The organism is Promineifilum sp. (SeqCode), assembly GCF_041918635.1.
GTDB lineage: Bacteria > Chloroflexota > Anaerolineae > Promineifilales > Promineifilaceae > Promineifilum.
This window is the reverse complement of sequence record NZ_JAYRVJ010000587.1, coordinates 1-10,814: the sequence shown is the minus strand read 5'-3', so window position 1 is coordinate 10,814 and position 10,814 is coordinate 1. Positions and strand designations below refer to the sequence as shown.

The following is a 10,814-nucleotide window of genomic DNA, read 5'->3' as shown; positions in this document are numbered from 1 at the left end:
GCTGAACGGATCCTGCTCCATCAGCGCCCGATCCTTGAACGTACCCGGCTCGCTCTCGTCGGCGTTGGCGATGATGTGCTTCTCGGCCGGGTGGGCGGGGACGTTGCGGGTCATCTCCCACTTCAGGCCGACAGGGAACATCGCGCCGCCCCGGCCCAACACGTCGCTGCCCTTCAGCAGGGTGATGATCTCCTCCGGCGTCATCGTCATGGCCTTGCGCAGTCCCTTGTAGCCGCCGTACTTCTCGAAGTCGGCCAGGCTCATGGGGTTGACCTTGCCGGCGCGGGCCAGCTTGATCAGCGGCCCGCCGTAGATCTTCGGCTCCGGCTCGGGGTAGACGCCGGCCAGGAAGGCGTCCACGTCGGAGGGCGTCAGGTCGCCGGCCACGCGGTCGCCGTTCAGGGCGTTGGGCGCGTGCTCGCACATGCCCAGGCAGGGCACGGTCTCATAGGTGACGCTACCGTCCTCGCTCGTCTCGCCCGGTTTCAGGCCCAGCCGCTCCTCGATCGCCATGCGCACCGCCGGACTGCCGGCCATGTGACAGGCCGGGTCGAAGCAGACGCGGATGACGCGCCGGGCGGTCGGCTCGTTGTAGAACATGGAGTAGAACTCAACGACGCCATGGATGTCAGATAAGGGGACGTGGAGCGTCTCGCCGACGGCTTCCAGGACTTCGCGCGGCAGCCAGCCGTGGATGGCCTGCGCCTCGTGCAAGAGAGGTAAGAGCGCCTCGCGGCCGTGCCCCCGGTACTTGTTCAGCACCGGCGTCAGCGCCGCCCGATCAATCTCAATCGCTTCAGGCTGCACCATACTTGTGCCTCCTCAGGGACAAGCAATAGCCCGTTCGTGGTGGTGGGCGCGGGTGGGAGGCCCGCGGTTCGCCGGTCAAATGGCGAACAGGTTCACATTATATACCAGGATCGGCAGGGATGAAACGGTGGGAGGTGTCTATTATTCCAGCAGGGCGATGGCGCGGCGGTAGAAGGGGTGGCGGGAGGCCAGCAGCAGCGCGGCGCGGGCGTCGCTCCGGCGGCCAACCAGCCGGTAGAGCAGCCCCAGGGCGAAGAAGGCCGCGGGGATGTCCAGCCCGGCGGCGATGGCCTTCTCGTAGGCGGTGATGGCCTGCCCGGCCTGGCCGCGTGCCTCGCTGAGCATGGCCTGGCGCAGATGGGCGTCGCGCGCGGCCCGTTGGACGGCGTCGCGGCGCAAGGTGCTCTGGCGATACGCAGCCGTCAGCTGCCATTGGGCGAAGTCGGTCGCGGCCTTGAGCAGATCGCCTGGCTCCACGCGCGTCGTGCGATAGTAGGCGCGACGCGCGCGGCCAGCCCGGTCGCGGGTAGCCCGATCACGGGTGGCGACGGAGCGCCACGTCTCCTCAGCCGCTTCCCAAACCATGCGGTTCTCCGGCAAGGCGGTCAGCGCGGTGCAGCAGACGTGCAGAGCCATCAGAAAGCGCCCCTGTTGGCGCAGACCGTGGGCCAGGGCCAGGTAGTGGCGGGCCGCGCCAAGGGGGTCGCCGCGCCGCTGAGAGTCCATCGCCAGCCGCTCGTGGGCGCCGAGCATGTCACTCTGAAGGGCGAGAGCCTGTTTCCACACGTCGGCGGCGGAGTCGAACTCCTGCCGGTTCCAGAGGATGTCGCCGGCCAGCCGGTAGCTCCGCGCCGCGTCGGGGAGCATTCCCAGCCGCTCCTGCAACACGGCCACCTTCCCGGTGTAGGTCGGGTTGTCGCCGGCCAGCCGCGCCGCCTCCTTGTAGCAGGCCAGGGCGCGGCCCAGGTCGGCCAGCGCCAGGTGGGTGTCGCCCAGCCCGGCGTAGACGCGCGGTTCGTGGGGCAGGCCGGTCAGCGCCGTCTGGAAGCAGGTGAGGGCCTGCGGCCACTGTTCCTGGCGAACAGCTTCTTCCCCGATGTCCAGGGCGAGTTCGTAGCGGCGGACGGTGGCGGTCATGACAATTATGAATTAGGAGGAATTAGGTCGCCGCCGGCCAGCTCGCGGCTGAGTTCCTCCAAGTATACTCGCATCAGCCGCGTTCGTCGCTCCCCTTCGCGCCGGCCGGCGGCGGTGTGCATTTGCTCGGCCAGGCGCAGCAGCTTGACGTAGAAGTGGTCGATGACGTTCTGGCGGTCGTCGGGCGGGCGGGTTTGCGGCAGCGGCTCGGCCTCGTCGTAGAGCGGCTTACCCATGACCCCTCCCAGCAGCAGCGTCCGGGCGATGCCGATGGCCCCCAGCGCGTCCAGCCGGTCGGCGTCCTGGACGACCTTCGCCTCCAGCGTCTCCGGCGGGATGCCGGCGCTGAAGCTGTGGGCCGCGATGGCGTGACGGATGGCGGGAATGTGGGCGGCGGGATAGCCGTTCTCGCTCAGAAAGCCGGCCGCCGCCTCGGCCGCCAGCCGCGAGGCGAACGGGCGCTGGTCAGAGTGCTTGGGCACGACAACGCAGTCGTGGAGCCAGGCCGCGGGCAGGACGACGGCCAGATCGGCCCCCTCAGCCGCGGCCAGCATGCGCGCGTTGGCCACCACGCGCCGGACGTGAGCCAGGTCGTGGGCGGGATCGCCAGCGGGCAGTTGGGCGGCGATGAAGGTGGCGAAATGTGCTTCCCAATTAGATGGCATCTCCGCCTATTCTACCGGACGCGCCAATAGCAGGCTAATTGATTCAATAAGGGTGTTTAATAAGGCTGACAATCATACCAGAAGGTGGTATCATTCGAATATACCGACCTATACAGGTGCAAAGTGATGAATGCGCAGTTAACCAGATCCAGAAAGGTAACAATTACCTTACCTGACGAACTTGTTGTCTACGCGGATCGACGCGCCAGTTCGACCGGCACGAGCCGCAGCCAAGTGATCAGCCAAGCGTTGGCTTCGCTGATGTCGGATGAAGAGCGAGAACTGGCAGCTGAAGGATACCGGTTCTATGCCGCAGAGGCGGAGGAGTTCGCCGCGGCCAGCGGCCCGTCCACGGCTGAGGCGGCTGCCATAGCCGCGCCGTGGGACGATGCCGCATGATCAGGCGCGGCGAAATCTACTGGGTGGAGTTTGAACCGGTGAAGGGCAGCGAGCAGGGCGGTTTGCGGCCAGCGTTGGTGGTTCAGAACGACGTTGGCAATCAGTATAGTCCGACTACAGTTGTTGTTGCCATCACACGCACCATTCCGCCTAAATCCTTTCCTTTCATCGTCGTCGTGGAGCCGGAAGAGAGCGGGTTGCCAGCACGCAGCGCGATCAACTGCGCTCAGATGGCGACCATTCAGCAAAGCGGTCCACAGAGCCGGCTACGGGCGCGTCCCGGCGACCGATCAATCCGCCCTATTGGCCGACTCAGCGAGGCGCGCCTACAGGCCGTGGACGAGGCGTTGAGGTTCAATTTGGGGTTGTGAGGGGTGTGCCTGTATGAGATGCAACGCACTTCAGAAAGTGCGTCGCACCCGCTGGAACACCGGCTAGATCGTCGTCCGCGCCTGCTTCGTCTGCGGCGCGTGGGCCAGAAAGTCGCGGGCGAAGCGCTCGTTGTAGTCGGCCAGCAGGCGCTCGACGCGCTGCGGGTCGGGCGAGGCCAACAGCAGCCCGGCGTGGTTGGCCCGCGGCACGCGCCAGACGACTTCGGGATCGTTGTAGGCCGACAGATCGGGCCACTCGTCGCGGGCCAGGCAGATGATCAGCCCGGCATAGTCCTCGCGATGCTCCGGCACGCGGTACGCGTCGCCGCGCGCGGCGGCCAACTCGACGCGCGCCGCCTCCTGCCACAGGGCGATGCCGGTGGCCGCCTCGACCATCTTATCAATGTGCGCTCCGCCGACGCGGGCGGCCGTCTCCAGGAAGTAGAACTGGCCGTCGGCGTGGGCGTGGATGAACTCGGTATGGGTGACGCCGCGCGACAGGCGGAAGGCGCGGAAGATGTCGGCGGCCATGCCCGTTGTCGCCGCGAACTCGGCCGAGTCGCGCGGCAGCAGCCGGGTGTTGAAAATGCCGCCGCCCTGGGTCACGCTCAGCGGCGGCGCGCCATAGCGGCTGCTGACGGCAAAGACCACCTCCCCCTCCCACACCAGCGCGTCCACGTGGTACACGTCGCCGGGCAAGAACTGTTCCAGCAGGTAGAACGATTGCTGGTCGCCCAACTCGTCGAGCGCCCGCCAGACCTGTTCCGCGTCGTGGAGCTTGCGGATGCCGATGGCGCCGGCCTCGAAGCGCGGCTTCAGCACCCAGGGCGGCGGGACGCGGGCCATGTAGTCGCGCAGCCGATCGTAGTTGAACAGGCCGGTGAAGGCCGGCACGCGGATGCCCGCTCCGGCGGCCTGGGCGCGCATAGCGAGTTTGTCGCGGAAGTAGCGGGCGACCGTCTCGCCCAGGCCGGGCAGGCGCAGGTGCTCGCGCAGGGCGGCGGCCGTCGCCACGTCGTAGTCGTCCAGGGCCACGATGCGGTCGATGTCGTTGCCGCGGGCCAGCCAACTGACGGCGTAGGTGATGTTGGGCTGGGTGTGCAGGTCGGGCATGTTGTGGTGCACCGCGATCTTGTCCCAGGGCCACTCGCGGTCGCCGAACTTCTCAGCGGTCATCAGGATGACGCGCGCCCCCTGCCGGGCGCACTCCTCGATGAAGGGTAACCCCTTGAATTCGCTGGCGAGGCAGAGGATGGTGATCGGGCGCTGGTCGGACATGGTGCTACTCCTGAAGAAGAATCCACAGATTTCACAGATTGTACAGATTTTGCCAGGCGGTCTCGGTACTGTGTCGTCCGTGGCCCGTGCGGTAAGCGAATGGACGATATTGTAGCAAGAAAGTAGGAGGGGGCGAAGAGAGCCGCTCAGGCAGCATGATCACCTCGTTTCACCTCCCGGATCGAACTCGTCACCCCAATCCTGTACTGGCTGCCAGATTTCAATCTCCTCCTCATCGAGAGGTGCAAGCCGGTATCCTTCGGCGTCTCGTCGCTCCTTATCCCTCGGCGAAGCGTCGGATAGAGATGCGGTCGCCAGGATTTGATATAAGTTGGCCCGCCCGCGTTTCCCCACCGTCGCCAATACGTTCATGCTCCGCAGTGCATAGGTCGCCTTGCCGGCCAGCGCGCGTGGGCACTTCAGCGCCGCGGCCAACTCGGCGTTGGTGAAGGACGCGGGTAGGCTGCGCGGCAACAACGCCAGATAATCGTTTGGATGCACAAATAGCCACGATGAGGTGATGCCCAGCAGCCGCCGATCCACCAAACTCCACCGCCCCCGCCGCCAACTCCCCTGCCCGTCGTCGCGCCACACCTGCTCCTCCTGGATGAGCAGCGCCTCCAGCGTCAGGTTGGGGTGGGCGGCCAGGTCAGGCACGCGCACCAGTTCGGTGAAGATGTCGTGGACGGCGGCGCGCCTGGGCGACTTGCGCCGGGAGAGGGGGCGACCGGCGGCGTCTTCGCGGACGATCCAGCGTTCGGCCGGCAGGGGGTGGACGAGGTGGATGCGGCGGCCGTCGTCCAGCAGCCGGCGTAATTTCGGCCGCAGAGCGTAGAGGTGGCGGGTCTGGATTTCGATGAGCAGGTCGTCGCGGACGATGTCAATGACGTAGCGGCCGAGTTTGACTTCTAGCTCGTCGCCCGGTTGGCGCAGGTGTTCCTTGAGCGCGGCGTGGAGGGAGCGCTCGGAGAGTTGGCCGATGCTAGGCTTCGGTTTGTCCGTGACCAAGGGTCAGTCCGTTTCTAGGGTGTCACAATCTATGTGCGCGGACAATTAGACGTTTTTGGCTGGAGTCGAAGAGCGCATCTACTTTCATGATGGCAGCAAGATCAGGTCTGCTTCGCCCGCCTTTAGTGTCTTATCGCCGAAGAGGTGAGTCTGCGTCGGTTTTCGGAACGGCTGGAATCTTTCCTCTAGCCGCTTCTGCGGGAACGCTGCAAGCATCGCGTCGAGAGTAGCCTCCTTGGTAAATGGATCCTTGCTCGTGCGGACGTAGACTACAGCATTATCCGTGACCAGCTCGGCCGCATGGCAAAAGACTTCCTTGAGAAGGCTCCGGTAGCGGACTGGATGGGTGAACCGGCCCTGGTACGGCCCTCGAGTGACATAAGCGTCAGTCTCAAAACCGAGTAGCCATAGTCGAAGCCACTGGTCGTAGTGGTAGTTGGTGACGCCGAAGTATGGTGGCGATGTGAGCAGTAGCTTGGCCTTCGGCACTTCTTCTTCACACACTAGCTGCGCTAGTTGTGGTAGGAGGTTAACACTGTTGCCCAGATATACCCGGCTTCCGTCTGCCTCAACTACACCTTTTGCATATCGCCAGCGGATTCGCTGCCGCATGAACTCTACAACATCGAGGTTAGGTGGCTTCTTTCCGTTCTCAGCCCACCACTTGATGGCGTAGTCCGGTGACATAGCCTTTGTTTGGCGCATCTGGTTCGACAGAGCCTGACCTTCCTTACCGTGGAGGTAGACTAACAAGATCGCCATGAGCGTCCTGTCGCAGGTGCATCTGCGCCAATCGAGACCGACCCGCGCTGCAAGTAGGAAGCGCCGGACAGAAGGAGAGAAGCACTCACTGAAGAACTTCGGCAAGGACTGGGCCTGCTCGGCGTATTCATCGCTGATGTCGGCAATCTCTAGCAGCCGCTGCTCAACTTGCTCCGAAGACGCAGGACTGAGCTTGGCACTCGCATAGACCCATCCAACTGGACTTATCTCGACGCCGATCCCGACCCTCCCCGATGCCGCCGCACTGAAGATTGCAGTCCCGCGGCCGGCGAACGGATCAAGCACTACATCACCTGCCGCCGTGTGCTCTTCGATAACAGCGTCGGCAAAGCGAGTCGGGAACATGGCATAGTATGGCCCGATTCCTTCCCACCTTTCGGCTGCAGTGCTGAAAGTCTTGCCGTTACTTGCCATTCCCTGCCGTTCCTAGGAGCATCCTGGCTAATTGCGTCAATACCTTTGACCCAAGTTGTAGTGGGATAGCAGCATGGGCATTGGCTGCAATCAACGGAGACACTGCGTTTGCGTACTGCGAAGACGCCAAGCGGTCTAGAAGCGTGCATACGGTGGCAAACTGAGGATATAGAGAAATATCGTCGCTATCAATAGTGTCTTGAGCATTAGACAGAAACGGAATGCTGGCCACAATCCGTGCTCCGCTCTGCGTCTTGTAGAAGAACTTGCGACCGAAGTAGGTATCTTCGCCATATCGCTTATGGCTGTCGGAATACAGGACGCGTTCCTTGATGTAACCGTCTGTCAATAGCATGTATTGTCTCGCGGAGAAGAGCTGCTGTCCTGGCGTTTCCATCCGGTCGATTTCTTGGAAGTGTTCCGCGAAAGCCCCAGTCTTCTCGATGCCCAAGATCAATAGGTCATGGCCAGTTGCCGTCTGTACTTTTTGATTGAGTCGCTTGAGATCCCGGCTGATAGCGGCGCTCAACCAGGCCGGCGGTCCAAATGCCGCTAGTGGGCCATCGATGAAGAAGGCGAGGGATGTAAGACGTTGCAGCAGATTCCGTCGCTCAAAGCAACGCAAAAAATGAATCGCCAGCAACCGTTCAAGAACCTGCATTACCAAGCCGAACGCCTCGCCGTTCGTTCCGACTTCGCGGAATCGCTCGTGGATACGAAGGGCATCTGTCGAGTAAACGGGGCGACCACAGGTCGGACACGTAGTACAGCCACGCCCGATAGCGAACTCTGAGGTACAGCCGTGTGACTCCTTATAGGGGCAATGCTGGGGATTGGCCGTGGGCTTAAGCGCAAGCAAAGCTTCGTAGGTTGAAAGCAGGTTCGTCCGGTCGTCTTCGTCAACTACGATATCTGTAAAAAGGTCGTATAGTTCCTCGCGGAAAGACGCCCTCGCAGAGTTCTGTCTTCGTGTGACTACGTTACTGCCCGGTAATGCGGCATCGATGCAAGCAGCTTGCTCTGTCTTGCGAAACTCTACAGGATCAATTGGGCGCTCAGCATCCAGTTCACCGATAAGATGCAGGTCGAGAAGGACGCTTGCCGCGGTACAATAGCCGACCTTGGCTCCTGGATAGCCATTCTTTACGTCCACCTCGGCGTAGCTGCCGTCAATGGCGAGGACAAATCGCGGCAGGATTGATGCTTGCGCTGGCGCTTCAACCGGCCTAGGGACATTTGTGACTCGCGTTGTCTCCAAAAGCTTAGATCGGGCAAGAAGGTTTTTAACCCTTTGGCTTTCGGAAATGCGATGCAGTGGACGGTAGGTCGCGTATTCGCCATCGTATGGCATCTCATGCCCCCTGAGCTTTTGAGGCGTCTTCGATGAGGAAGCGGTCAACCTGTACTGGTATGACGTATGGGTTGGAGAGTGTCTTGACGCGAATAAAGCCTTTGTCTTGTGCACGAAGGATGCTGCCTTCAAAGTCGGCAAAGTCGTAGAACTTTCGGATTTCGCGCGTCTCGTCTGTGTTGTTAAGGTGACCGATAAACCAGTTGGCTGTGTTCCGCAGGATGTTCTGCTGAATGGAGCTTACCTCCTGTGTCGCATAGACTAAACCGATGTGGTATTTTGCCCCTTCCTTTGCCGTGCGGACCCAGATGTCTTGGAAATCAAGCTCGCGTGAGGACGGCAGGATGTTATGGGCTTCTTCGACATAGACTAGCACTTCAGGTGGCGTCTTTGCCGTACGGAACTGTTGCTGATTTCCCTCGAAGATCAACCTCATCACCCGGTCGGCCGCGGCCTTGTTAATTTCGGTACTACCACTCGATTGATCGACAATCACCAACTTGCCTTCCTGGAGATGTTCGTAGATGTCCGCGGCATAGTCAGAGGTTGTACTCGGCGTGTGCTGTACCTTCACCCGTCCAATAAGGCGGGAGCCATTAGGATAGGCAAACATTTCCAGAATCTTCTTGAGGTCATCATCCGCCCAGGAGCCGGAACTGCTAGTCCGAACATATTCTGTGTTGAACGCACTCCAACCAGATTTGTCATCGTTGATGTAGTCACGAAGTATCTCAAACGCTTGGGCAAGTTCAGCCCATGTCGGCGTTTGTTTGGTGAGAATTGTTGCGCAGACGCCGTAGTCGGCAGGGGACTTCCCAGTGCCTTTCTCTTCGTCTTTATTCAGGGCTGTGAGCAGACCCGCATTGAACAGATTGCGGGTGTTCGGCGTCAGACCGGTCGGGACTTGCAGACCGGCCTTGAACAGCAAGGCTTGGTAGGCGAGAACGCGGCGGTTGTATCTGGTCAGGGCTGAACGGTCGTTTGGGTCGGGCGGGTCAAACGCGACGTTGCGGAAATTACTTAAGTAAATGTAGGTCTGGTCCGATAGCGCCTCGTTAATAATCTCCTTACCGATCTGGAGATTGGCCTCCAGGTAGAAGTTGAGCAGCATTAGCTTCCGATCCGGATCGTTCGGATGCGCCACGATGCCGTAGGTGATGACATCACCCTGCAACCTTTGATGTTGCTCAGCCGGGCCACACTTCCAAACGTTCTTAATCGCTTCGGCGTTGAGCTCGTGGCCACCGGAATCTTGTTCATTCTCGTTAGCGTATTCGCCGTTCGGATCGAAGACGATCTGACCAATACGAATGGGGTTTTGCCCCCATCTGAGCGCGAAAATAGACTTGAGAATGATCTTCGTGGTGTTCGACTTGCCGGTGCGAGTCATGCCGAAGAGCGCGGTCTTCTGGCCAAGAAGGTCTGTAGGAGTGATTTGCACGGGCACGCCATCGATGCCTTGAAAAGGTCGGTGGCTCGATGCATAGCGAACCTGCCCGACAGCCACATGCCTATTGTGCATGGAAACCGCCAACCGGGGGTCGCGGAAGTTGACGATAGCCTTCAGCACATCACCACGTGGCTTGAAGACCTTCAACCCTCGGTTTGGGTAGTAGTTGCTGAGATCCGAACCAAAATAAAGGCGGAACTCTGGTTTGGCGTCGGAGCCGGCATTGACCATGTAGTAGGTTCCCAGCACTCGGCAGCGGACGCCAGCGTAGCTAAGCAGGTTGTGGGTCGTGGGATCCATAACGGCCCGGTCGTCCCAGTGTCGAGCCACTTCGCCGCTAACCCGCTGCGCTGTCTCAACTCGGACACGCAAAGCTTCCTCTGCATTGGGGAGGTCGGCTTTGTCGAGGACACGCAAGAGCACAACTGATGAGTCCTCTTGTCTAACGTCAGTCAAAGCTCCAGGGCTGACACGTGTGGCGATCAGGAAGGAGAGTGCAGGGATGCCGCCGACTCTTTGGCGGTGGAAGTCGTGTATCTGGACAAGGGCTTCGTCGTATCCAAGCGAGTAGACTTCGCCTACATAGGCGCTATCCTCGACGAGCGATGTCAATGTTTGACTGGCGGCTTGGAGCGGTTTGCTCAATTCCGGTTCCGTCAACCTTGCGGCAAGGGTCGACATAATGTCGGCCATAAGCATCTCCTATTACGATTTACTCTGATTAACCCTTGTTACCCAACTTTAATATGGAATAGTTCCCTATGTTGCTTAGAGGGAAATTCAGGTTCTTATGCAGAATTACTACAATTTACCCTAGTTGGAGGCTTTGTTACAATTATAGTACCTCGATTTACCGCTGCCACGGATTTACAAACATATTGGCATAGATCCGTGGTTCCTATAGCTATGGTCTCAACTCTCGTCTCATCACCACCCGCGTCGCCAACGGCCGCCGGCTGACCACAAACCCACAAGCGGCAAACAGCGGTTCCACGGCGACCATAGATTCCCGGCCGACCTTGACCCCGCTGGCAAAGGGAAAGCCTTCGATGGCCGCCGCGCCGTGCTCACGCGCCAGCGCGACCGCGGCCTGGAGCAACGCCCGGCTGACCCCTTCGCGCCGGACATCCTTGCGGACGTAGAAGCAG

At 60.8% G+C, this 10,814-nt stretch carries 11 protein-coding genes; 2 read left to right on the top strand and 9 right to left on the bottom strand.

Going from position 1 to position 10,814, the window contains the following annotated elements; translation table 11 throughout:
* From ACE3UY_RS17455 to ACE3UY_RS17445, 3 genes are all read right to left on the bottom strand, one after another.
* Positions 1 to 810: NAD(P)H-dependent oxidoreductase subunit E (locus ACE3UY_RS17455; protein WP_374688765.1), on the bottom strand; the 810-nt coding region annotated here is incomplete at its 3' end.
* Between the two features lie 141 nt (positions 811 to 951).
* Complete coding sequence (locus ACE3UY_RS17450) at positions 952 to 1,947, bottom strand: tetratricopeptide repeat protein (protein WP_374688764.1); 996 nt, start codon at positions 1,945 to 1,947, stop codon at positions 952 to 954.
* A 5-nt stretch (positions 1,948 to 1,952) separates the two neighbouring features.
* Positions 1,953 to 2,612 (bottom strand): HD domain-containing protein, encoded by a 660-nt coding sequence (locus ACE3UY_RS17445; protein ID WP_374688763.1) that lies wholly within the window; start codon positions 2,610 to 2,612, stop codon positions 1,953 to 1,955.
* 126 nt (positions 2,613 to 2,738) lie between these two features.
* On the opposite strand from ACE3UY_RS17445, the gene ACE3UY_RS17440 reads away from it, so the two are divergent.
* Complete coding sequence (locus tag ACE3UY_RS17440) at positions 2,739 to 3,011, top strand: hypothetical protein (RefSeq protein ID WP_374688762.1); 273 nt, start codon at positions 2,739 to 2,741, stop codon at positions 3,009 to 3,011.
* Positions 3,008 to 3,382: a type II toxin-antitoxin system PemK/MazF family toxin gene (locus tag ACE3UY_RS17435; protein ID WP_374688761.1), complete on the top strand. Its 375-nt coding sequence runs from the start codon at positions 3,008 to 3,010 to the stop codon at positions 3,380 to 3,382. Before ACE3UY_RS17440 ends, ACE3UY_RS17435 begins: the two co-directional genes overlap by 4 nt.
* Positions 3,383 to 3,445: 63 nt before the next feature.
* On the opposite strand, the gene ACE3UY_RS17430 is transcribed toward ACE3UY_RS17435, so the two are convergent.
* The 6 genes from ACE3UY_RS17430 to ACE3UY_RS17405 all read right to left on the bottom strand — a co-directional run.
* Positions 3,446 to 4,660: an acetyl-CoA carboxylase biotin carboxylase subunit family protein gene (locus ACE3UY_RS17430; protein WP_374688760.1), complete on the bottom strand. Its 1,215-nt coding sequence runs from the start codon at positions 4,658 to 4,660 to the stop codon at positions 3,446 to 3,448.
* A 159-nt stretch (positions 4,661 to 4,819) separates the two neighbouring features.
* Positions 4,820 to 5,668, bottom strand: coding sequence for a hypothetical protein (locus ACE3UY_RS17425; protein ID WP_374688759.1), 849 nt, complete (start codon positions 5,666 to 5,668; stop codon positions 4,820 to 4,822).
* A gap of 84 nt (positions 5,669 to 5,752) precedes the next feature.
* Positions 5,753 to 6,865, bottom strand: coding sequence for a DNA methyltransferase (locus tag ACE3UY_RS17420; RefSeq protein ID WP_374688758.1), 1,113 nt, complete (start codon positions 6,863 to 6,865; stop codon positions 5,753 to 5,755).
* Positions 6,855 to 8,216: a DNA double-strand break repair nuclease NurA gene (locus ACE3UY_RS17415; protein ID WP_374688757.1), complete on the bottom strand. Its 1,362-nt coding sequence runs from the start codon at positions 8,214 to 8,216 to the stop codon at positions 6,855 to 6,857. Before ACE3UY_RS17415 ends, ACE3UY_RS17420 begins: the two co-directional genes overlap by 11 nt.
* A gap of 1 nt (position 8,217) precedes the next feature.
* Positions 8,218 to 10,359, bottom strand: coding sequence for an ATP-binding protein (locus ACE3UY_RS17410; RefSeq protein WP_374688756.1), 2,142 nt, complete (start codon positions 10,357 to 10,359; stop codon positions 8,218 to 8,220).
* A 211-nt stretch (positions 10,360 to 10,570) separates the two neighbouring features.
* Positions 10,571 to 10,814 (bottom strand): GNAT family N-acetyltransferase (locus ACE3UY_RS17405; RefSeq protein WP_374688755.1); only part of this gene is annotated, 244 nt, incomplete at its 5' end.

Coding starts and splice junctions, on each gene's coding strand:
- ACE3UY_RS17410 (WP_374688756.1), bottom strand. CDS start 10,359: ATGGCCGACATTATGTCGACCCTTGCCGCAAGGTTGACGGAACCGGAA.
- ACE3UY_RS17420 (WP_374688758.1), bottom strand. CDS start 6,865: ATGGCAAGTAACGGCAAGACTTTCAGCACTGCAGCCGAAAGGTGGGAA.
- ACE3UY_RS17450 (WP_374688764.1), bottom strand. CDS start 1,947: ATGACCGCCACCGTCCGCCGCTACGAACTCGCCCTGGACATCGGGGAA.
- ACE3UY_RS17415 (WP_374688757.1), bottom strand. CDS start 8,216: ATGCCATACGATGGCGAATACGCGACCTACCGTCCACTGCATCGCATT.
- ACE3UY_RS17440 (WP_374688762.1), top strand. CDS start 2,739: ATGAATGCGCAGTTAACCAGATCCAGAAAGGTAACAATTACCTTACCT.
- ACE3UY_RS17430 (WP_374688760.1), bottom strand. CDS start 4,660: ATGTCCGACCAGCGCCCGATCACCATCCTCTGCCTCGCCAGCGAATTC.
- ACE3UY_RS17435 (WP_374688761.1), top strand. CDS start 3,008: ATGATCAGGCGCGGCGAAATCTACTGGGTGGAGTTTGAACCGGTGAAG.
- ACE3UY_RS17445 (WP_374688763.1), bottom strand. CDS start 2,612: ATGCCATCTAATTGGGAAGCACATTTCGCCACCTTCATCGCCGCCCAA.